Below are 19,734 nucleotides of genomic sequence, written 5' to 3' on the forward strand. Positions count from 1 at the left end.
CGCGAATGTCCGCCATTCCCCACTCTCGCGTGCAAACTAATTGCTGCGCTGCCAACGAGACCGCGGCGCGAAATTGGGGGATGCGTTCGCGATTAATCGAGGCGGCACGGCGGGGTTATCCACAGCGAATGGAGTGTCGGCAGGTATTTTCATCCGAAGATCGGCGTGTTCGTTGGTTATTGGCGTCTGACGACAGATAGAGGACGGGTGCGAAAAATTCGAGCGAAATTTCGTACCGACCCGGGAGGTCGAATGATCGGGCAGAACAGCCGGCGCACCACGGTGTTGGGCCGGATGGCGATCGGTCTGCTCGTGGGCGCCGTGGCCCTACTGTTACCGCCGGTGGCGAGCGCCTCACCGGAATCCGATGCCGCCAACGCCGCGATCACCGCGGCCTGGGACGGCAGCGGCGGTGACGGCGGCCCATTGGGACCCAGGCAGGGCGACGTGTACCCGGTGGGCGACGGCTTCGCGCAGAACTTCGCGGGCGGCAAGATCTTCTTCACCCCGGATACCGGCGCTCACATCATGCGCGGCGCGATCCTGGAGAAGTACGAATCGCTCGGCGGCCCTGCCGACAGCGACCTGGGATTCCCGACCATGGACGACGGGCCAGGGCGGGCGCCCGGCAGCTTCAACGTCACGTTCAGCGCCAGCGACAACCCGGTGATCTTCTGGACCCAGGACACCGGCGCGCGTGTGGTCCGGGGACCGATCAACGCGGCATGGGACAAGTTGGGCGGCTCCACCGGACCGCTCGGTGTGCCCGCCGACGACGAGACTTACCGCGGCGATCTGATCACTCAGAAGTTCACCGGCGGCGAGATCACCTACAACACCCGCGACAAGACGTTCACCACCGTGCCGCCCGACCTCGCCGGGCAATTGGCGGACCTGCAGATCCCCGGCGACGCGACGTCGGCGATCAACGCGGCACGCCGCGCGGCGGGAGGCCCGCTGGGCCCTCTCGGCGCCGCGGAGGGACCGCCGTACCCGATAGGCGACGACGGTCTGGCTCAGAACTTCGCCGGCGGCAAAATCTTCTACAGTCCCGCGACAGGGGCGCGAGTCGTCACCGGTCAGGTCCTGGCCAAGTACGAAAGCCTCGGTGGGCCCGAGGGGGATCTCGGATTTCCGATCGCCAGTGAGGCCGACGGCGGGCTGCCCACCGCGAGCCGGATGGCGCGCTTCGCCGCCGACGACAAACCGGTGATCTTCTGGACGCCGGACCACGGCGCTGTGCTGGTGCGCGGCGCGATGAGTGCGGCGTGGGACAAGCTCGACGGCGCGGAGGGGACGCTCGGCGCACCGATGGCCGACCAGTCCGAGAAGGGCGACGTCATCACGCAGCGGTTCACCGGAGGCGTGGTCAACTGGAATCGGTCAACCGGTGAGTTCAGCACCGAGCCGCCCAACCTCGCGACCGAGTTGGCCGGCCTGGAGGTCCCCGCCGAGCAGGGCCCCGATACGGCCGGCACGCCGCGTGCGTCGGACTCCGGTGGTGACGGGAACTGGTTCGCCTTCAGCTGGTGGTGGCTGCTCGCGATCGTGCCGGTGCTCATCCTCGTTGGCCTGGTGGCGTTTGCGAGCCTGCGCAACCGGCGTCGTAACGACGTCGATCGACCCGGACCCGTCGAGGACCACTACGACGACTCGTACGGCGCCGAGGCCGAACAGGCCTACAGCACACTGGGTTCGGGGGCAGCCGGGGCGGGCGGCGGGGATCCGTCCGCGGCGATGTTCGGCGATCGGTATGCCACTGAGGGTTTGGGCGCGTTGTCTGCGTCGGGGGAGTCGGGCTCGGCGTCATCGGCCAATCCCTGGGAGGCGCCGTCGCCGGACTTCGGTGGTGCCTCGGACACGTCGGCATTCGCCGCGGGTGAGGAGAACCCGGACAATGTCGACACCGCGCCGACCCGGATACAGAGTTCCGGAGAGGCCGGCATCGCCGCGGAGCGCCTGGCCGCCGGCGCGGGTGAGACCGCCGGCGAGCAGGACGGTGCGCCCGAGGACCGCGACGCGCTACCCGATGAGCGCGACGCGCTACCCGAAGAGCGTGACGACGAGCTGTACGGGGCGTCTGACGAGCGTGGCGCGTTGTTCGAGGAGCCCGACATGGGGTACGAGGAACGCGATATACCCGCCTTGTCGGTGGAACGTGAACCTCCGCAACGGGATCCGCTGACCGACACGGGCCGTCACGCCAAGATCGTCATCGACGAGCCGGAAGTGCCCAGCCCGGCGTTCCGCCTTCCGTTCAGTGACTCCGGGCAGGCGCCCGAGGGTTACCCGATCAAGGCCGACACCCAGTCGGGGCTCTACTGGCTTCCCACCTCGGCCGAATACGATGAGGTACAAGCCGAAATCTGGTTCTCCAGCGAGGAATTCGCGCGCACGAACGGCTTCGTCCGGGCCGACTAGATCTTCCGTATGACGGTGACGACCTTGCCCAGCACCGCGGCGTCGTTACCTGGAATCGGATCGAAGGCCGGGTTGTGCGGCATCAACCACACCTGCCCGCGTGTGCGTTTGAACGTTTTCACCGTGGCTTCGCCGTCGATCATCGCGGCCACGATGTCCCCGTTGTCGGCGACGTTCTGTTGACGCACGACCACCCAGTCGCCGTCGCAGATCGCGGCGTCGACCATCGAGTCGCCGACGACCTTGAGCAGGAAGAGCGAGCCCTCGCCGACCAGTTCGCGCGGCAGGGGGAAGACGTCTTCGACGGCCTCCTCGGCCAGGATCGGCCCGCCCGCGGCGATGCGCCCGAGCACCGGTACGAACGTCGGCTCCGGCAGGGCATCGGAGCCGGCGACGTCGGTGGCGACGATCGGAGTCACGTGGTCGTCGGCGCCGCGCACGTCGACGGCGCGCGGCCGGTTGGGGTCGCGCCGCAGGTAGCCCTTGCGTTCGAGCGTGCGCAGTTGATGCGCGACTGAGGATGTGGAGGTCAAGCCAACCGCATCGCCGATCTCCCTGATGCTCGGTGGATAGCCACGGTTGGTGACCGATGCGCGGATCACGTCGAGGATGGTGCGCTGACGCTCGGTGAGCCCAGAGTCCACAGATCTGGCCCCGCCTGTGCCGTCCCGATTATCGCTGCTGGAGTCCATGCCGCCGAATGTAACCCGCGGCACTCGATTAATCAAACATGTGTTCGAGGCGTGTCGGAGTCGGGGTGCCTCAGGAAGTCGCGGAAATCGCGCATCGATTTTCTGTCGGTGGCCTGTCCTATCGTTTCACAACAGTTCGATCACACGTTCTATCTTTCGAACATGTGATCGACTATCTTCGAACACAAGAGCGAAAGCAGCGGATCGGAAGGCAGGCAGATGACCGTTCTCGACACCCACGAATTCCAGGCCCCGCGCGTGGTCAGGACCGGTATCCGGCCTCCAGGCGCCCGTCGTCGGCACCCCGCGGCCACCCGGCCGGGCGGAGCGGCGGTCCGCTATCGCGGAACCGGCGTGCTGATGTCGCGAGCATCGCACCGACGGCGACCGATCACTCCCGCCACCACGGTGCTCCTGTCCTTGGTCGCGGCGGGAATCACGATGTGGCTCGGCCTGGTCGCGCAGTTCGGCGGCGTTGTGGGCACCACGTCGACCGCGGTGCCGGAGCGCCTCGCGGTGGTGCAGGTCCAGACCGGCGAAAGCCTGCAGCACGTCGCCATGCGTGTGGCCCCCGACGCGCCCGTGAGCCAGGTGATGGAGCGGATCAGCGAGCTCAACCAGCTCGACTCGCCCGCACTGGACGCCGGCCAGACACTGATCGCGCCGGTCGGCTGACGGTCACCGGCCGGCCAAACAGCTTGCTGCGCAGACATGTTCACCGACAGATCGGCCGACTATGTGCCGTTCAGCCCGGTGCTGGGCTTTCGCAACCCGCCGCGGGTACGCTCGGAGAGGTTCGAGTTGGTCCTCTGTTGGCGCGGCGAAGGAGCGGTGATGCACTGTCCGTTCTGCCGTCACCCGGATTCGCGTGTGGTCGACTCGCGGGAAACCGACGAGGGCCAGGCCATCCGGCGGCGGCGATCATGCCCGGAGTGCGGACGTCGGTTCACTACGGTCGAGACCGCCATCCTGGCCGTCGTCAAGCGCAGCGGTGTCACTGAGCCGTTCAGCCGCGAAAAGGTCATCAAGGGAGTGCGCAGGGCGTGCCAAGGCAGTCAGGTCGACGAGGACGCATTGAATCTGCTGGCACAGCAGGTCGAGGACACCGTGCGCGCCGCGGGATCGCCCGAGATCCCCAGCCACGAAGTGGGACTCGCCATCCTGGGGCCGCTTCGCGATCTCGACGAGGTGGCCTACCTGCGCTTCGCCTCGGTGTATCGCGGATTCACCTCGGCCGAGGATTTCGAGCGCGAAATCGAGGCGCTGCGAGCGCATCGGAATTCGCCGCAGCCGACGGCCAGCTGACCGGCTGTCGAAGGTCCATTCAGTCGATCTGCTTGATGCCGTCGTTGACGACGCGGCCGGCGACACGCACCCAACCCTCGGCGCTCCACTTGGTATAGATGTGCGAGCCCTTACCCTGCACGATCGTCAGGTCCCGACTGAGGTAGTCGGTGATCCGAACGGCGGCGGCGCCGGTGGCCTCGTCTTCGGGCACACCAAGATCGGTCGCGAACATCCGTGACCGCAACTCACCCTTGTCCCGGTCGATCCACGTCCACAGGTAGTGATTGATGTCGTCGGGATATTCCGACGGGTCGAGCGCCAGGAGCTCGTCGACGGAGCCGATGTCGTGGACAGCGAACTCGGGTGCCCACTCCGCACGGGCCTGAACGGAGGTCAGGTCGTCGTCGTGGGCAACTTGGACGATGCCGGCCGGGACCCGCAACGTGTGGACGGGAGTGCCCTGCTCGCGAAGCCACCACGCCGCGCCGACGGTGGGATGTCCGGCGAACGGCAGCTCGACGACCGGAGTATGGATACGCGCGTATGCCGTGCTCGTACCCGGGGCGGGCAGGTCGACGAAAATAGTTTCGCTGTAACCCAATTGGGTGGCTATGCGCTGGCGATCGTCGGGGTCCACGGTGCTGGCGTCGACGACACCGAGTGGGTTTCCGTGATTGCCGTCAGGGTCGGCGAAGACTCGCAACACCGTCACGTCGATGGCCATGGGCCCGATGCTACTTCGTATTCCAGTGCCGTTGGCCGGGTCGCTGCGCGCAGGACTCTCAGGTCGCGCTGCGCTCGTCGGTTTCCATCGCGTCGAGCACCGCGACCCGGGTGTGGGCCGATCCGGAGATCGCACCTTCGGTGATCCCCGCCCGCAGCAGTCCGCGCAGGTATTCCTGGTCGTAGACCGCCGGATCGGAGCTGTCGATGAACTTCTCCACCACCTCGACGAAACGGTCTGGGTCGTCGTGGAACGGGAAATGGCCGGAGCCGTCGAAGATTTCCAACTGCGATCCCGGCATCGCGGCGTGCGCCATCCGGGCGTGGCTGACCGGGATCACGGCGTCGCAGCTACCCCAGATCAGCTGAACGGGAACCGACTGCGTCAAGTAACAGCGGTCCAGCATGGTCACCACCTGACCGCGCCAGTCGACGACAGCCCGCAGCGTACGGGCGAACGCCGATGACGCGGTCGGTTCGGGCAGGTCGTTGAGGATGCGCAACACCTGTGGCAGGTCGCGACCCAGGCCGGTCGAGCCGAAGACCCCGCCTGCGATGCGGCCCGCCGCCTGCAGGGCAGGCAGCACGAACGGCAGTCGCAGCAGCGCCAGCGCCTCGCTGCCCATGGGCAGCGAGGCGAAGCGCAACGCGATGTTGACATCCTTGGTGACCCCGCCGGCGCCGACCAGGATGAGTCGGTCGACCAACTGCGGAAACTGGTACGCGAACTGCATGGCCACGCCGCCGCCCAGCGAATGACCGATCACCGTGACGTGGTCGATGTCGAGGATACTGAGCAGGTCGCGCATCCCATTGGCATACGCGGCGACCGAATAGTCGGCGCGGGGTTTGTCGGACTTGCCGTGGCCCAACAGGTCCGGTGCGATGACGGTGAATCGCTGCGCGAGCTTCGACTGAACCGTCTCCCACGTGGTGGAGTTGTCGCCGATTCCGTGGATCAGCAGGATCGCGGGCCCCGAACCGGCCACCCGGTATGCGCGCCGGTAACCGTGGATGGTGCGGAACTGCAGCACGGGGGTGAGGTCCCGTACGGGGCGAAGATTCGGCTTTCGCGGGGGCATTGCGTCAACTTAGCGGGCCGCCGGGCACCGCGCCCCTCGAGCCGCCCATTGACCGGGCGACTCACCGTCATCCAGCGTCGTCGCCGTCTTCGAATCGGTCCTTCGACTTCTTCTCGGCCTGCTGGGCCAGGAACCGCTCGAACTCGGCGCCGAGTTCTTCACCGCTGGGCAGGTCCTCGTCGCTGGCGAGCAGGGAGCGGTTCTCCTGGGCCGCCATGTAGGCGTCGTACTGGCGTTCCAGAGCGGCGACCACCTGTGCCACCTCGGGGCTCTGCTCGACCTGCTCGTTGACCTTGGTCAGCACTTCCGCGCCGGCCGTGACCAGCGCCTCGAGCGGGATCTGAAGAGACGCGTTTCTGGAGACCTCGGCCAACAACGCCTCGGCCGCCGCGGGATAGTCCGTCTGCGCCAGATAGTGCGGGACATGGACGGTGTAGCCGACCACCTCGTGCCCGTGCTGCGACATCCGGAACTCGAGCAGGTTCGACGCACTCGCCGGAACCTGAACCTCGCCGATCCACGGCTGGTGGTCGGCGATGAGTTCCTTGTCGCTCGAATGCGCAGTCATCGTGATGGGCCGGGTGTGCGGCACCGCCATGGGGATGGTGCCCAGCCCCACCACGCGGCGGACGTCGAGCCGTTCGGCCAGAAGCCGGACCGCGGTGATGAACCGCTCCCAGCGCAGATCCGGCTCCAGGCCGGCCAGAAGAAGAAACGGGGTGCCGACGCTGTCGCGCATCGCGTACAGGTTGAGCTCCGGATCCTCGTAGTGAGTGAAATGGTCGGTCTTGAACGTCATCAACGGGCGGCGGGACCGGTAGTCCAGCAGCTCGTCGATGGCGAACGACGCCACCAACTCGGTGTCCAGCGTGTCCTTCAGGTGCTGGGCGGCCAACCGGATCGCGTGCCCGGCGTCGGAGAAGCCTTCGAGGGCGTGGATGAGCACCGGCCCCCTGCCGTCCTTGGACGACAGCTGGGGCGCGGGGAACTCCAACTCGTACATGCCTGAGTGTTCCGGCTGGTAATGCTGTTCAGGGTGACCAGCGTCGTCAGCCATGTGCCTCGCCTCCTAGCGGTGGTGCCGGACCGTTAACGTCTTCGTACAGTGACAACTAGTCTCGCGCACGTTGCGTTCCCGCTGGCGGGCATCCCATGCGCGAAGCCGTGAAAACGTTTGCGGGTGCGACCCGGTCGGGCTAGGCGCGGAACTGGTTGAGCGCCCGTAGCTTGTTCATCACATCCAGGGCCGCGACCTTGTAGGCCTCCGAAAAGGTGGGGTAGTTGAACACGGCGTCGACAAGGTAGTCGATGGTTCCTCCGCAGCCCATCACGGCCTGGCCGATGTGCACCATCTCGGTAGCGCTGGTGCCGAAGATGTGCACACCGAGCAGGCGCAGATCGTCCGTCGCGACCAGAAGTTTGAGCATGCCGTAGGAATCCCCGGCGATCTGACCCCTGGCCAGCTCGCGGTAGCGCGAAACCCCCACTTCGTACGGGATCGCGCTGCGCGTCAGCTCGACCTCGGTCGCGCCGACGTAGGACACCTCCGGGATCGAGTAGATACCGATCGGCTGCAGGTCGGTCATTCCCTTCGCCGGCTCTCCGAACGCGTGGTAGGCCGCCAGCCTGCCCTGGTCCATCGACGTCGCGGCCAGCGCCGGGAAGCCGATCACATCGCCGACCGCGTAGATGTGGTCGACCTTGGTCTGGAAGTTGCTGTCGACGTCGATGCGGCCGCGCGCGTCGGTCTGTAGTCCGGCGTTGTCGAGGTCGAGATGCTCGGTCTGGCCCTGCCGACCCGCGGAGTACATCACGGTCTCGGCGGGGATCTGCTTACCGCTGGCCAGCGTGGTCACGGTGCCCGCCGATCCAACGTCCACGGCCGTGACCTCCTCGCCGAACCGGAACGTCACCGCGAGGTCGCGCAGGTGGAACTTCAGCGCCTCGACGATCTCGGGGTCGCAGAAGTCGAGCATGCTGTCGCGCTTCTCGACGACGGTGACCTTGGTGCCCAGCGCGGCGAACATCGACGCGTACTCGATGCCGATCACCCCGGCGCCGACCACGACCATCGTCGAGGGCAGCGACTTGAGGTCGAGGATCCCGTCGGAGTCCAGCACACGGTTCTCGTCGAACTCGATACCGGCAGGGCGGGCCGGTTTGGTGCCGGTGGCGATCACGACGTACTCGCCGCTGACGGTGGTGCGCTCGCCGCGGGTGGGTTCCTCGACCAGGACGGTGTGCGCGTCGATGAATCTGCCGTGGCCCTGGATGAGGTCGATGCGGTTGCGCATCAGCTGGGAACGCACGACGTCTTGTTCCTTGCCGATCACGTGGCTCGTGCGTGCCAGCAGGTCGGCGGGCGTGATCTTCTCCTTCACCCGGTAGCTGGCGCCGTACAGTTCGCGCTGGCTCATACCGGTGAGGTAGACGACCGCCTCGCGCAGCGTCTTGGACGGGATGGTCCCGGTGTTCACGCACACCCCGCCGAGCATGCGTCCCCGCTCGACGACCGCGACCGTCTTCCCGAGCTTCGCCGCGGCGATCGCCGCCTTCTGCCCGCCTGGTCCGGAACCGATGACCACGAGGTCGTACTCGAGCATGGAAGCCATGGCAACAAGGTGTACGCCGGTTGGGCGAGTTCTGCACGCCGACTGCCTCAACCGAAGCTGAATTCATCCCCAACCTCGGATTGATCCACAGCGGTGCGGGTCACGAACGTCGACGGGCGGCTGGCGTCCGAGGCGGCGGGGAAGGTCACCCCATGACGACCTCACCTTCACCCGATTTCCATCTCGACCGCCCCGCGGTGCTGATCGCCGCCCTGCCTGCCGTTCTCGGCTTCGTCCCCGAGAAATCCCTCGTGCTCGTGACCGTGGACCGCGGCGCGATGGGATGCGTCATGCGGGTGGACCTCTCCGACGAGCTGACCGATTCGGTCGAGCAGATCGCCGAAGTCGCCGCGGCGGCGCGACCCGACTCGGCGATCGCCGTCGTGGTCGACGAGGACGGTGCGGGCTGTCGGCTGTGCAACGACGAATACCGCGAGCTGGCCGCGACACTGGCATCCGCCCTGGCAGACCAGGGGATCGAACTGCTCGCCGCGCATGTCGTCGACCGGATCGCGGCCGGCGGGCGGTGGCACTGCGCCGACGGTTGCGGCGCGTCGGGCACAGTGGACGACCCGGCTGCGTCGCCGCTCGCGATGGCCGCCGTGCTGGACGGGCGCCGCCTCTATGCCCGGCGCACCGAGCTCCAGGACGTCATCGCGGTCACCGATCCCGCTCGCGCCCGAGCGTTGGCCGGTCCGATCCAGGACGCGCGGGCAAGTCGATCGGACGCCGACGCGTGCAGCGAGATCGAGGAAGTGATCGCGGCGGCCGCGCGGGTGTCCGAGGGTGACGCACTGCCCGACGAGGCGGTGACCCGGATCGCGGCTGCCCTGACCGATCTGCAGGTGCGCGACACGTTGTACGCGCTCGCAGTCGGTGAGCGCGCGGCCCACGCCGAGTCGCTGTGGGCGGAGTTGTCGCGGCGGCTCCCGGAGCCGTGGCGGGCCGAGGCGCTGGTGTTGCTGGCGTTCTCGGCCTACGCCCGCGGCGACGGTCCGCTGGCGGGGGTGTCGTTGGAGGCGGCGCTGCGCTGTGACGGCACCCACCGGATGGCCCGAATGCTCGACACCGCGCTGCAGTCCGGTCTGCGGCCGGAGCAGATCCGCGAACTCGCCGCGACCGGCTACCGCTTGGCCGACCAGTTGGGAGTTCGGTTACCGCCCAGGCAGGCGTTCGGAAGACGGGCCGGTTGACCGCCGGCCGCTGGTGTTGCTCGGGAGGTCAGACCTTCTCGACCTTGACGGCGTGCGCCATGTGGTGGGGCAGCTCGACCTGTTCGTGGCCGGGGATCACGATCAATACCCCGCCGTGGTCGTTGCTCTGCACGGTCACGCGGGCGTTGGGCACCACCCCGGCATCCTTGAGCCTGCTGATCAGGTTGGCGTCACCCTGTACGTGTTCGGTCAGCTGCCGCACCACGACCGCGACGGGCATACCGGCGGGCAACTCGGTCAGCCGAACGAGGTTCAACCGGTCGCGTTCCGACGACGTGCTGATCAAGCCCAGCTCCGAAAGCCCGGGGATGGGGTTCCCGAACGGCGAGGTGGTCGGGTTGTCGAGAACCTGGACGAGCCGCCGCTCGACGTCCTCGCTCATCACATGTTCCCAGCGGCAGGCCTCGGCGTGTACTTCCTCCCAGGGCAGGCCGATGACATCGACGAGCAGCCTCTCGGCGAGGCGGTGCTTGCGCATGACGGCGACGGCGAGGGCGCGGCCCTTGTCGGTCAGCTCGAGGTGGCGATCGCCTGCGACGTGCAGCAGGCCGTCGCGCTCCATCCGCGACACCGTCTGGCTGACGGTGGGACCGCTCTGATCGAGACGTTCTGCGATGCGTGCGCGCAGGGGCACCACGCCCTCTTCCTCGAGGTCGTAGATCGTCCGCAGGTACATCTCCGTGGTGTCGACCAGATCATTCATTGCGCTAACCCTCCGTCAGAGGTCGAGTCTACCGGCTAAAGGGTCTGAACTGCGTTGTTACGTCTGCGACACCGGCACTTGCTGATACGACACGATCCCCGCCGGTCGAAAGCGGCGGGGATCGTGTCGGGGGTTCTAGCTGGCGTACGAGCGGAGGCGGTCCGCACGTTCTCCGTTGCGCAGCTTGGCCATGACCTCGCGCTCGATCTGGCGCACCCGCTCGCGGGAGAGCCCGAACAGCTTGCCGATCTGGTCGAGGGTGCGGGGCTGGCCGTCGTCGAGGCCGAACCGCAGCCGGATCACCTGCTGCTCGCGCTCGTCGAGCGTGGCCAGTACGTGCCGGATGTCGGTGTGCAGCAGTTCGGAGATCACCGCGTTCTCAGCCGACATCGCCTCAGCGTCCTCGATGAAGTCACCCAGCGGGGCCTCCTCGTCGCTGCCCACCGGCATGTCGAGGCTCACCGGGTCGCGGCTGTGCTCGAGCAGATCGTTGATCTTCTCCACCGGGATCCCGGACTCGGCAGCCAGTTCCTCGTCGGTGGCTTCACGACCGAGGTTCTGGTGCATCTCGCGCTTGATCCGAGCCAGCTTGTTGACCTGCTCGACGAGGTGCACCGGCAGCCGGATCGTCCGGCTCTGGTCGGCCATGCCGCGGGTGATCGCCTGACGAATCCACCACGTGGCGTACGTCGAGAACTTGAATCCCTTGGCGTAGTCGAACTTTTCCATCGCCCGGATCAGGCCCAGGTTGCCTTCCTGGATCAGGTCGAGCAGCGGCATGCCGCGACCGGTGTAGCGCTTCGCCAGCGAGACGACGAGGCGCAGGTTGGCCTCGAGAAGGTGCCTACGCGCGGCCTCACCATCGCGGACCACGGCGGCAAGATCACGTTTGCGGTTCTCGCCCAAGCGCTTCCGCGTGTCGAGCAGGTGCTTGGCGTATAGCCCTGCCTCGATGCGCTTTGCGAGTTCCACCTCATCGGCGGCGTTGAGCAAGGCAGTTTTGCCAATACCATTGAGATACACGCGCACGAGGTCAGCCGCTGGACTCTGGGCGTCCAGGTCCTGGTCGACGCGGATGGTGCTGGCATTTGCCATGACGGCCTCCTGATCAAGTCGAACTGTCATGAGCTACAACGCCCACGAGGTCCAAAGAGTTCCCAGCCATTGGCTGGTTCACACCTTCTGATCAGCGGTTTCTCGGGCCCGACCTGAGAATGTCCTTAGAAAAGGGATAGAAGCGCCTCAGCTGGGAACATCGCCATTCGAGCCACGCCCCTCGGGTTGCGGCGGCGTGACCGTGCGCTGCTCGAGCGTCGGCCGTTCGGCGGTCAGCACCTCGGAGGAGTGACGGCGGTTTTCGAACCGACGCGGCTCTTCGGGACGCCGCGGCGGACGGTCGTTGGCGATGAGCACGGCGATCCACGGCAAGGGAATCGAGCCGACGAGAATCGCCAACGAGATCAGGCCGTTGTGCCAGATGCCGTAGGCGACCGCGGCCAGTACGAGGGCCGGAATACGAAACGACATGAGCGTCAAGTACTTGCGAACCCGTTGGCGGTGCTGTTCCTCGTAGGCGGGGGCGGCGCGAGTGATCAGGACGGGCCGGCCGTCGTCGTCGAAACTCAGCTCGGGGCTTTGTTTCATACCTTCACTGTCCCACATTGTGGCTCCGCTGTACGGGTCGGTTTTCTTACGGGCAAAATGGTTGTCATGCAAACCCAGACGATCGAGCGCACCGACACCGACGAACGCGTCGACGACGGGACTGACAGCGATACCCCGAAGTTCTTCCACTATGTCAAGAAGGACAAGATCGCCGAGAGCGCGGTGATGGGCACCCACGTCGTCGCGCTGTGCGGCGAGGTGTTTCCGGTGACGAAGTCGGCCAAACCCGGCTCGCCGGTGTGCCCGGAGTGCAAGCGCATCTACGAGAAGCTCAAGAAGTAGCCCGGTCGGTCACCGCCCCCGCAGCTCCTGCCGGCGACGGCGGAGCGGCTGTCGGTGCATCTTCGGTCGCGACGCCGTTGAGTGACTCGGCTTTTCCCTTCAACCACCAACCGAACCGCTTGGCGTGCGTGTCGGCCGCCGGCCACTCCTCCTGGATCGCGGCATTGAGTTCCGCGCCGATCATGATCGCGAACCCGAGGAAGAACGCGAACAACAAGAAGGCGATCGGCGTCGCCAACGCGCCGTACGTGTAGCCGGTCGCGGTGATCCAGGTCAGGTAGAAGCGCAGGCCGAACGTCGCCAACAGGAACACCGCGGTGGCCAGGATCGAGCCGAGCAGCAATCGGTGCGACGGTAGCGGCTTGGGCAGCGAGACCCGGTAGAGCACGTTGACGGACACGATTAGCGCCAGTATCAGCACCGGGTAGTAGCCGAACCGCAGAATGTGGTCCCAGCTGTCCGGGATGTACGTGGCGATCTTGCGCGGCCCCAACGCGATGAACGGGGCCGCGAGGATGGCGCCGACCAACATCACCACGTAGAGGCCCAGCGCGTAGAACCGCTGACGGACCGGATGGCGTAGCGGCGTCTGGCCGTGCGCCTCGGTGATCGAGTCGACGAATGCCGAGATGGCCGACGATCCAGCCCACAGCGAGATCACGAAGCCCAGCGAGACCACCTCACCGCGGGCGCCCTGGACGATGTCGCGGACCGTTGGCTCGATGATCTCGGTCACCACATTGGTGGAGAAGAATCGCGCAGCCGTGTCGACGATCTGGGTTTCGATCATCGGAAGCGTGTCGGGTCCGAACAGCGGAGCGATGTAGGCCAGGCTGCCGAGCATCCCCAACAGCAGCGGGGGAAGTGACAGCGCCGACCAGAACGCGGCCTGCGCGGACTCCGAGAAAATCGAGTCGTCCCAGCTCTTTTTTTTTTTTATTGATACGATGTGCCGGATGTGGTGGCGCGACGGCTTCGTCGGCAGCGGCCGGGGCTGGTCATTCATGACCAGCCCAGCATTACTGACGGAAGGTGATCCTGCCCAGAGCGGCTCTCAGCCGTGTCGGACGCTATGCCTCCACCGGGCTGACTTCGAGAACGGCCGCCGCCTCGATCAGCTTGGCCTCGTGCTCATTGGCGTGGTGCTGGCAGAAGAGCAACTCCGCACCCGAGGGGAGCTTCGCGCGCACCCGTGCCGCGGCGCCGCAACGATCGCAGCGGTCAGCCCGGGTCAGTGGGGGACTGGTGAGCGTTGCGTTCGTCATTGCGGACCTCCGTACTGTCGCGTGCATCTACTGTCTCAGACGTTTTGGCTTTCGGCGTTGTTCCCAGAGGCTCTACCGGTGTGTCGTGTCTCACCGTTACCTCGAGTTGCCGGTGCGGCAGGCTGGCTATATGAGCCCGCCGCCCACCGTACTGGTCCACCTGTGTAGCAAAGACGAATGGCAGTCTGCTCAAGCACGCGGCGAGCATTGCCCCGCTTCGTTGACCGCGAGCGGCTTCGTGCATCTGTCGACACCCGAGCAGGTGCACCTCCCGGCCAACCAGCTCTACGCCGGTCGTACCGACCTGGTGCTGCTCCACATCGACCCCGCACGACTGTCCTCTCCGGTTCGCTGGGAACCCGGTGTGCCCGCTGATCCCGTGGGAATGGAGTTCCCACATCTCTACGGCCCTTTGCCAATCGGAGCTGTGATCCGCGTCACGTCTTATTCGCCGGACTCCGAGGGCCGGTTCGCACCGCCGGGACTCTGACCGACTGCTCCCTCGTACGCCAATCCCCGCGACACGTTGCGCCGCTCTCGCATCGCCTCAAACTAGATCACTTCCACCCGCGGGAGGGGTCTACGTACACTTACAAATCGTGGGCATTTTGTTAGGTCTCGCACCGTGGATCGTCTACTGGGTGCTCGTCGGTAATGGTCCGGTCATCGTCGCGGCCCTGATCGCGCTGGCTGTCGCGCTTGGCGCATTCGCGCTGGGGCAGATGCGCGGCGGTCCTGGGCGGATACTCGGAATCGGGGCAGTAGCAACGTTTTTGGTCTTGACGGTACTGACCTTCGCGCTCGACGAATCGTTTTCGGAACGGTGGATGCTGCCGCTGAGCAACGCGGGCATCTTGCTCGTCGCGCTCACCGGTGTGATGACCGGCAAGCCGTTCGTGCGGGAGTTCGCCGAGGCCGGCCAGCAGCCCCACGTGGTCAAGAGCGACCTGTTCGCTCGTGTCACCTCTGTGTTGACGTGGATCTGGGTGGCGGTGTTCGGCGGCATGACGTTGTCGTCGGTGATCCCGCCGATCGTCGACCGCGACGCGACGATTCATGACACCGAATCACCGCTGTCGTTCCTCTGCTATTGGGTCATCCCGTCCGTGTTGTTGGCCGGTGCGGCGTTCGCGACGCGGGTGCTGCCAGACCGCATCGCAGCGGGCGCGGACGACATCGTCCGCAAGACGTCGTTCGTCGCATTCGCCGAAGCCGAGATCGACCAGTTGATCTACCTGGCCACCGAGCACGCCAACCGGGAGGTGGGCCCCGGCAAGGAGGCCTACGACATCAAGATCGGGAGCAAGGGCATTCCGTTGACCGGCGACGAGACGCGCGAATCGTGGCCCTCCACGTACAAGGTGCGCGACAAGAAGCGGTGACCTCCCGGCCGCGCTAGATCGGCGTTGCTTCCACGATCGAGATCGGTGTGATGGTGTTGACGACGCGGTCGAGCCGGAAACCCGCGCCGCGCAACAGTTCTGCGTAGTCGGTGCGGGTGCGTTCTCTGCCGCCCACGGTGACGAGCATCTCCAGGTCGAGTTGGAATCCGATGAACGGAGTCGCCCGTTGGGGCAGAACCATTTCCAGTAGGAGCAGTTTGCCGTGCGGTGCGATCGCGGTGCGGATGTTGCGCAGGATCGTCAGCGACGTGGCGTCGTCCCAGTCGTGGATGATGTTCTTCAGCACGTAGGCGTCACCGCCCTCGGGCACCCTCTCCAGGAACGATCCGCCTTCTGCCGTGCAGCGGTCCGTCACTCCGGCGGCCTTGAATGTGGTTGCGGCGTCGCTGACCACCGAGGGCAGGTCGTACACGATGCCGTGGGCGCCCGGCGCCCGATTCAGAATCGTCGAGAGCAGCAGGCCGTGGCCGCCGCCGACGTCCACGATCAGTTTGAAGGCGCTGAAATCGTATTGGCTGAGCGCTATTTCGTTGGTGATGCCGCTCGTCGCGGTCATCGCTTTGTTGAACACCTGGGCCAGTTCGGGATCGGTTTCCAAGTAGTCGAAATACGGCATCCCGCGCAGCTTGATGACTGACGGTTCGCCGGTCTGCACCGAATGCAGCAGGCTGCCCCAGTCCTCCCAGCGGGCCTGGTGGCCGATGAACAGCACCATGTCGCGCATCGACTCCGGGTGATCGGAGCGCAAGGCGTCCCCGACTTTCGTCAGGCTGAAGGTGTCGTCGCGGCGATGGTCGAGCAGACCTTTGGACGTCAGCGCCCGCATCAGCCGGTACAGGGCATCGGGGTCAGCACCAACCCGCTCGGCGATGTCTGCGGCGCGCGCCGGTCCGTTCGCGAGTTCGTCGGCGACACCGAGCTTCGCGGCGACGAACATCGTTTGCGTCGTCCACGCACCGGTCACCATCTCGAGGATGGCGACACTGGCTGGCACCGTTGAGCGATGAACGGATTGCAGAGCCGCCCGCAGTCGGTCGACGACGCGGACCACAGGCATGGGCGGAACCTTCGCGGGTTTGTTCGGCACGGCGCGAAACACTACAGGTTTCGTGTTACCGCTGGTTGCTGTCCGGCAACTGGCGCGATCGCAGCGAAGCGAGTGTCGGTTCGACACACGGCTCAACGCGAGATCGCGTCGAACAACCCGACACTCGCGAACGCTCGTTGACCGCAAATCGAGTCAGCGGCATTCCGATGCGAGGCATACTGCCTAAGACGCGAGCCGGACACAAAGGAGTGCCAATGAAAAGCAGGGGGGTGACCGCGGCGGCGTCCGTCCTCGCGGCAGGCATGGTCGCGGTGGGGCTTGCGGCCCCCGCGTACGGCACCGACCAGATCACGGCCAACGCGGTCGGCACGTACGACGCTGTCTACGAGTGGGGCACCAGGACGTGGGTGGTCACCCCCTGCGACGGCGATGCCTTCCAGTGTGTGTACGTCACCCAGTACCACGCCGACGACGTCGAGCGGAAGTCGCCGTCATGGAGCGGGAACGCGTATTGGCAGGTCGGCTGGTGGATCATGAGGGGAGTGTTGGACCGAAACGCGGTCACGTGCGAAGACGGCTCGCAACACGACCTGGTCATGAACTACGCGTGGGACGCCGCGAGCGGGAAGGCGATCCGGTCCTTCCACGACCCCGGCCTGTGCGGTGAGGCCGGAAACGGCGCCAATGAATTCACGCTCCACAGGATCGGCCCGCCGCCACCACCGCCGCCGCTACCTGCGTAGGCGTCAGTCCAGGTAGTCGCGCAGAACCTGAGAACGGCTCGGGTGGCGCAACTTTGACATGGTCTTCGACTCGATCTGGCGGATGCGCTCGCGCGTAACCCCGTACACCTGACCGATCTCGTCGAGCGTGCGCGGCTGACCGTCGGTGAGCCCGAACCGCAGCCGCACCACGCCGGCTTCACGCTCGGACAGCGTCTCCAGCACCGACTGCAGCTGATCCTGCAGCAGCGTGAACGACACCGCGTCCACGGCCACCACGGCCTCGGAGTCCTCGATGAAATCGCCCAGCTGCGAATCGCCCTCGTCGCCGATGGTCTGGTCCAACGAGATCGGCTCACGGGCGTACTGCTGGATCTCCAGCACCTTCTCCGGCGTGATGTCCATCTCCTTGGCCAGCTCTTCGGGAGTGGGCTCGCGGCCCAGGTCCTGGAGCAGCTCACGCTGGATGCGGCCGAGCTTGTTGATCACCTCGACCATATGCACGGGGATGCGGATGGTGCGGGCCTGGTCGGCCATCGCGCGGGTGATCGCCTGGCGGATCCACCAGGTGGCATAGGTGGAGAACTTGTAGCCCTTGGTGTAGTCGAACTTCTCGACGGCGCGGATCAGGCCCAGGTTGCCTTCCTGAATGAGGTCGAGGAACGCCATGCCGCGACCCGTGTAACGCTTGGCCAGCGATACCACCAGACGCAGGTTCGCTTCCAGCAGATGGTTTTTCGCGCGGTCGCCGTCGCGGCAGATCCACATCATGTCGCGGCGCTGCGCGGCGGGCAGCTTCTCGCCCTTCTCGGCGAGTTCGGCCATCAACTGAGTCGCGTACAACCCGGCCTCGATGCGCTTGGCGAGCTCGACCTCTTCCTCGGCGTTCAGCAGCGCGACCTTGCCGATCTGCTTGAGGTAGGCGCGCACCGAGTCGGCCGATGCGGTCAGTTCGGCGTCCTTACGGGCCTGCCGGAGCGCCTCGGATTCCTCTTCGTCCCAGACGAAGTCGCCGGATGCCTTGTCCTTCTCCGACGGCTCGGCGATCTCGTCGTCCTCCGCGACGGCCTCGGCGTCGGCTTCTGCGGCGGGGGCGTCGCCCTCGGCGGCCTCCGCACTCTCCTCGGCGGGTTCCTCCTCGACCTCGAGATCCCCCAGGTCGATATCGGTGTCTTCGACCGCGAGGTCCTCGCCGGGCTCGGCTTCGATGTCGTCGGTCTCGAGGTCGTCGGCCTCGGCGTCGACCTTGGTGTTGTCGGGCTCGGCAGCGGTGGCCTTCTTGGCGCGACCGCGGGGTGCGGCGGTCTTGGCGGCCTTCGAAGCCTTGGCCGGTGCCTTGCCTGTCGTGCTTGCCTTGGCGGCGGTCTTGGCGGGCGCCTTGGTGGCGCGGGTCTTGGCGGCCTTCTTGGCCGGCGCCGTCCCGTTAGCCGACTTCGCCGCGGTCTTCTTGGCGGGGGCGGTTTTGGTAGCGGTGCGCTTCACCGGCTCATCGGTTGCCGGGCTTGCCTTTGTCGCTGCCACGTACACCCTTTCCTTGTGCTACCTCATCACGGGCAGGGTAAGCCCCATCGATGAGCGTCGGCTGTCGAATAATGGCGGTTGATAATCGTCGCTATCCAGGCTGCGGCCGCCGTCGACCATTGTAACGACAGTGTGCGAGAACGCCGCCTCCAGCGGCAAATCCCGGGCGTGGCTACTTGGCGGTAGCTGTGACATCCACCTCAGCGGCCATCGCGGCGCCCACGATGCCCGCCGTGTTCTGCAGAGCCGCGGCCACCACCGGCGTGCGGTTCTTGAGCAGCGGAATCCATTTATCGGCCTTGCGGCTGATGCCGCCGCCGGCGATGAACAGGTCCGGCCAGATCGCGTTTTCGACCGCTACCAGCACCTTCGTCACCTCGACGGTCCAGCGCTCGTAGTTCCAGCCCTTGCGTTCCTTCACCGACGACGCGGCGCGATGCTCGGCTTCCTTGCCGCCGACCTCGAGATGACCGAACTCGGTGTTGGGCAGCAGCGCGCCGTTGTGGATCACCGCCGAACCGATTCCGGTGCCGAAGGTCAGCAGCACGATCACCCCGGTGTTGTCCCGGCCCGCGCCGAACTTCTCCTCGGCCAGCCCGGCCGCGTCGGCGTCGTTGAGAACCGTGACCGGCTGTCCGTCGAGCGCGTTGCTGTAGAACTCGCTGGCGTTGCTGCCGATCCATTCTTTGTCGACGTTGGCCGCGGTGCGCACGATCCCGTCGGTGACCACGCCGGGGTAGGTGACGCCGACCTTCTCGGTCCAGCCGAATTCCCGGACCACGGCCGCGACCGTCTTGCTGACCGCCTCGGGAGTCGCGGGCTGGGGGGTCGCCAGCTTGAATCGCTCGCCGATCAACTGGCCGGTGTTCAGGTCGACGATTCCGCCCTTGACGCCGCTGCCACCGACGTCGATTCCGAATCCGCGTCGCTGGCTCCCGTTTGCGCTCTGGGTGACGGGTGGTGAATTGGTCGCGGTCATGAGCGCTCCTCTACTCCGGGCAGGCGTGCCGCAGCCACGTCATGCGCCCCACACCTTAGTGGTTCGAAAGTGGCTGCGCGGGCCTGTCGGAGACAGTCGGCGACAGCGACGACCG

General features: G+C 66.3%; 21 protein-coding genes. 8 read left to right on the forward strand and 13 right to left on the reverse strand.

What is annotated here, in order from left to right:
- The first annotated feature begins 252 nt into the window (after positions 1-252).
- The gene (locus AU192_RS08105) at positions 253-2,421 is read left to right on the forward strand and encodes an LGFP repeat-containing protein (protein ID WP_064395283.1); all 2,169 of its coding nucleotides are present in this window, start codon (positions 253-255) and stop codon (positions 2,419-2,421) included.
- Here the strand turns inward: AU192_RS08105 and lexA are convergent.
- The gene (lexA, locus tag AU192_RS08110; protein WP_064395284.1) at positions 2,418-3,113 is read right to left on the reverse strand and encodes a transcriptional repressor LexA; all 696 of its coding nucleotides are present in this window, start codon (positions 3,111-3,113) and stop codon (positions 2,418-2,420) included. The genes AU192_RS08105 and lexA overlap by 4 nt on opposite strands.
- A gap of 219 nt (positions 3,114-3,332) precedes the next feature.
- On the opposite strand from lexA, the gene AU192_RS08115 reads away from it, so the two are divergent.
- Both AU192_RS08115 and nrdR read left to right on the forward strand, forming a co-directional pair.
- On the forward strand, positions 3,333-3,788 hold the full coding sequence (locus tag AU192_RS08115; protein ID WP_064395285.1) for a LysM peptidoglycan-binding domain-containing protein: 456 nt from the start codon (positions 3,333-3,335) through the stop codon (positions 3,786-3,788).
- 159 nt (positions 3,789-3,947) lie between these two features.
- A complete protein-coding gene (gene nrdR / locus AU192_RS08120) occupies positions 3,948-4,418 on the forward strand; it encodes a transcriptional regulator NrdR (protein WP_064350988.1) in 471 nt (156 codons plus the stop codon).
- Positions 4,419-4,437: 19 nt separating this feature from the next.
- Here nrdR and AU192_RS08125 read toward each other — a convergent pair whose 3' ends face one another.
- From AU192_RS08125 to sthA, 4 genes are all read right to left on the reverse strand, one after another.
- The gene (locus AU192_RS08125; protein ID WP_064395286.1) at positions 4,438-5,124 is read right to left on the reverse strand and encodes a PhzF family phenazine biosynthesis protein; all 687 of its coding nucleotides are present in this window, start codon (positions 5,122-5,124) and stop codon (positions 4,438-4,440) included.
- A 58-nt stretch (positions 5,125-5,182) separates the two neighbouring features.
- Positions 5,183-6,205: an alpha/beta fold hydrolase gene (locus tag AU192_RS08130; protein ID WP_064395287.1), complete on the reverse strand. Its 1,023-nt coding sequence runs from the start codon at positions 6,203-6,205 to the stop codon at positions 5,183-5,185.
- 67 nt (positions 6,206-6,272) lie between these two features.
- The gene (locus tag AU192_RS08135; protein WP_064395288.1) at positions 6,273-7,262 is read right to left on the reverse strand and encodes a proteasome assembly chaperone family protein; all 990 of its coding nucleotides are present in this window, start codon (positions 7,260-7,262) and stop codon (positions 6,273-6,275) included.
- A gap of 139 nt (positions 7,263-7,401) precedes the next feature.
- The gene (gene sthA, locus AU192_RS08140) at positions 7,402-8,808 is read right to left on the reverse strand and encodes a Si-specific NAD(P)(+) transhydrogenase (protein WP_094285710.1); all 1,407 of its coding nucleotides are present in this window, start codon (positions 8,806-8,808) and stop codon (positions 7,402-7,404) included.
- 161 nt (positions 8,809-8,969) lie between these two features.
- On the opposite strand from sthA, the gene AU192_RS08145 reads away from it, so the two are divergent.
- Positions 8,970-10,010, forward strand: a complete 1,041-nt coding sequence (locus AU192_RS08145) for a DUF4192 domain-containing protein (RefSeq protein WP_064395290.1) — start codon at positions 8,970-8,972, stop codon at positions 10,008-10,010.
- Between the two features lie 28 nt (positions 10,011-10,038).
- Here the strand turns inward: AU192_RS08145 and AU192_RS08150 are convergent, their stop codons facing one another.
- The 3 genes from AU192_RS08150 to AU192_RS08160 all read right to left on the reverse strand — a co-directional run bounded on the left by AU192_RS08150 (position 10,039) and on the right by AU192_RS08160 (position 12,378).
- Positions 10,039-10,734 carry an iron-dependent transcriptional repressor DtxR gene (locus AU192_RS08150; RefSeq protein ID WP_064395291.1) on the reverse strand — a complete coding sequence of 232 codons (696 nt, stop codon included), beginning with the start codon at positions 10,732-10,734 and terminating at the stop codon, positions 10,039-10,041.
- 135 nt (positions 10,735-10,869) lie between these two features.
- A complete protein-coding gene (sigB, locus tag AU192_RS08155; protein WP_064395292.1) occupies positions 10,870-11,829 on the reverse strand; it encodes a sigma-70 family RNA polymerase sigma factor SigB in 960 nt (319 codons plus the stop codon).
- Between the two features lie 147 nt (positions 11,830-11,976).
- Complete coding sequence (locus AU192_RS08160) at positions 11,977-12,378, reverse strand: DUF3099 domain-containing protein (RefSeq protein WP_094285826.1); 402 nt, start codon at positions 12,376-12,378, stop codon at positions 11,977-11,979.
- A gap of 66 nt (positions 12,379-12,444) precedes the next feature.
- On the opposite strand from AU192_RS08160, the gene AU192_RS08165 reads away from it, so the two are divergent.
- Positions 12,445-12,681 carry a DUF3039 domain-containing protein gene (locus tag AU192_RS08165; RefSeq protein ID WP_064350987.1) on the forward strand — a complete coding sequence of 79 codons (237 nt, stop codon included), beginning with the start codon at positions 12,445-12,447 and terminating at the stop codon, positions 12,679-12,681.
- Here AU192_RS08165 and AU192_RS08170 read toward each other — a convergent pair.
- Together AU192_RS08170 and AU192_RS08175 are read right to left on the reverse strand one after the other, a co-directional pair.
- The gene (locus AU192_RS08170) at positions 12,671-13,687 is read right to left on the reverse strand and encodes a YihY/virulence factor BrkB family protein (protein ID WP_064395294.1); all 1,017 of its coding nucleotides are present in this window, start codon (positions 13,685-13,687) and stop codon (positions 12,671-12,673) included. The genes AU192_RS08165 and AU192_RS08170 overlap by 11 nt on opposite strands.
- Positions 13,688-13,751: 64 nt before the next feature.
- Positions 13,752-13,946: a DUF7455 domain-containing protein gene (locus tag AU192_RS08175; RefSeq protein ID WP_064395295.1), complete on the reverse strand. Its 195-nt coding sequence runs from the start codon at positions 13,944-13,946 to the stop codon at positions 13,752-13,754.
- A gap of 130 nt (positions 13,947-14,076) precedes the next feature.
- On the opposite strand from AU192_RS08175, the gene AU192_RS08180 reads away from it, so the two are divergent.
- Positions 14,077-14,436, forward strand: a complete 360-nt coding sequence (locus AU192_RS08180; RefSeq protein WP_064395296.1) for a DUF952 domain-containing protein — start codon at positions 14,077-14,079, stop codon at positions 14,434-14,436.
- Between the two features lie 109 nt (positions 14,437-14,545).
- A complete protein-coding gene (locus tag AU192_RS08185; RefSeq protein ID WP_064395297.1) occupies positions 14,546-15,328 on the forward strand; it encodes a hypothetical protein in 783 nt (260 codons plus the stop codon).
- Between the two features lie 13 nt (positions 15,329-15,341).
- On the opposite strand, the gene AU192_RS08190 is transcribed toward AU192_RS08185, so the two are convergent.
- Positions 15,342-16,406, reverse strand: a complete 1,065-nt coding sequence (locus AU192_RS08190; protein ID WP_082694263.1) for a methyltransferase — start codon at positions 16,404-16,406, stop codon at positions 15,342-15,344.
- 245 nt (positions 16,407-16,651) lie between these two features.
- On the opposite strand from AU192_RS08190, the gene AU192_RS08195 reads away from it, so the two are divergent.
- Positions 16,652-17,140 carry a hypothetical protein gene (locus tag AU192_RS08195; protein WP_133148016.1) on the forward strand — a complete coding sequence of 163 codons (489 nt, stop codon included), beginning with the start codon at positions 16,652-16,654 and terminating at the stop codon, positions 17,138-17,140.
- A gap of 3 nt (positions 17,141-17,143) precedes the next feature.
- On the opposite strand, the gene AU192_RS08200 is transcribed toward AU192_RS08195, so the two are convergent.
- The gene (locus AU192_RS08200) at positions 17,144-18,640 is read right to left on the reverse strand and encodes an RNA polymerase sigma factor (RefSeq protein WP_082694957.1); all 1,497 of its coding nucleotides are present in this window, start codon (positions 18,638-18,640) and stop codon (positions 17,144-17,146) included.
- Positions 18,641-18,812: 172 nt separating this feature from the next.
- On the reverse strand, positions 18,813-19,619 hold the full coding sequence (gene ppgK, locus AU192_RS08205) for a polyphosphate--glucose phosphotransferase (protein WP_064395300.1): 807 nt from the start codon (positions 19,617-19,619) through the stop codon (positions 18,813-18,815).
- Positions 19,620-19,734: the final 115 nt, after the last annotated feature.

Source organism: Mycobacterium lehmannii (assembly GCF_001499925.1).
Taxonomy (GTDB): Bacteria; Actinomycetota; Actinomycetes; order Mycobacteriales; family Mycobacteriaceae; genus Mycobacterium; species Mycobacterium lehmannii.

What these genes read in the sequence shown, in the direction of transcription:
- AU192_RS08170 (WP_064395294.1), bottom strand. Translation starts at nt 13,687, where the DNA reads ATGAATGACCAGCCCCGGCCGCTGCCGACGAAGCCGTCGCGCCACCAC.
- lexA (WP_064395284.1), bottom strand. Translation starts at nt 3,113, where the DNA reads ATGGACTCCAGCAGCGATAATCGGGACGGCACAGGCGGGGCCAGATCT.
- AU192_RS08125 (WP_064395286.1), bottom strand. Translation starts at nt 5,124, where the DNA reads ATGGCCATCGACGTGACGGTGTTGCGAGTCTTCGCCGACCCTGACGGC.
- sthA (WP_094285710.1), bottom strand. Translation starts at nt 8,808, where the DNA reads ATGCTCGAGTACGACCTCGTGGTCATCGGTTCCGGACCAGGCGGGCAG.
- AU192_RS08135 (WP_064395288.1), bottom strand. Translation starts at nt 7,262, where the DNA reads ATGGCTGACGACGCTGGTCACCCTGAACAGCATTACCAGCCGGAACAC.
- AU192_RS08145 (WP_064395290.1), top strand. Translation starts at nt 8,970, where the DNA reads ATGACGACCTCACCTTCACCCGATTTCCATCTCGACCGCCCCGCGGTG.
- AU192_RS08105 (WP_064395283.1), top strand. Translation starts at nt 253, where the DNA reads ATGATCGGGCAGAACAGCCGGCGCACCACGGTGTTGGGCCGGATGGCG.
- AU192_RS08165 (WP_064350987.1), top strand. Translation starts at nt 12,445, where the DNA reads ATGCAAACCCAGACGATCGAGCGCACCGACACCGACGAACGCGTCGAC.
- AU192_RS08195 (WP_133148016.1), top strand. Translation starts at nt 16,652, where the DNA reads ATGAAAAGCAGGGGGGTGACCGCGGCGGCGTCCGTCCTCGCGGCAGGC.
- sigB (WP_064395292.1), bottom strand. Translation starts at nt 11,829, where the DNA reads ATGGCAAATGCCAGCACCATCCGCGTCGACCAGGACCTGGACGCCCAG.
- nrdR (WP_064350988.1), top strand. Translation starts at nt 3,948, where the DNA reads ATGCACTGTCCGTTCTGCCGTCACCCGGATTCGCGTGTGGTCGACTCG.
- ppgK (WP_064395300.1), bottom strand. Translation starts at nt 19,619, where the DNA reads ATGACCGCGACCAATTCACCACCCGTCACCCAGAGCGCAAACGGGAGC.
- AU192_RS08190 (WP_082694263.1), bottom strand. Translation starts at nt 16,406, where the DNA reads ATGCCTGTGGTCCGCGTCGTCGACCGACTGCGGGCGGCTCTGCAATCC.
- AU192_RS08150 (WP_064395291.1), bottom strand. Translation starts at nt 10,734, where the DNA reads ATGAATGATCTGGTCGACACCACGGAGATGTACCTGCGGACGATCTAC.
- AU192_RS08160 (WP_094285826.1), bottom strand. Translation starts at nt 12,378, where the DNA reads ATGAAACAAAGCCCCGAGCTGAGTTTCGACGACGACGGCCGGCCCGTC.
- AU192_RS08115 (WP_064395285.1), top strand. Translation starts at nt 3,333, where the DNA reads ATGACCGTTCTCGACACCCACGAATTCCAGGCCCCGCGCGTGGTCAGG.
- AU192_RS08175 (WP_064395295.1), bottom strand. Translation starts at nt 13,946, where the DNA reads ATGACGAACGCAACGCTCACCAGTCCCCCACTGACCCGGGCTGACCGC.
- AU192_RS08180 (WP_064395296.1), top strand. Translation starts at nt 14,077, where the DNA reads ATGAGCCCGCCGCCCACCGTACTGGTCCACCTGTGTAGCAAAGACGAA.
- AU192_RS08130 (WP_064395287.1), bottom strand. Translation starts at nt 6,205, where the DNA reads ATGCCCCCGCGAAAGCCGAATCTTCGCCCCGTACGGGACCTCACCCCC.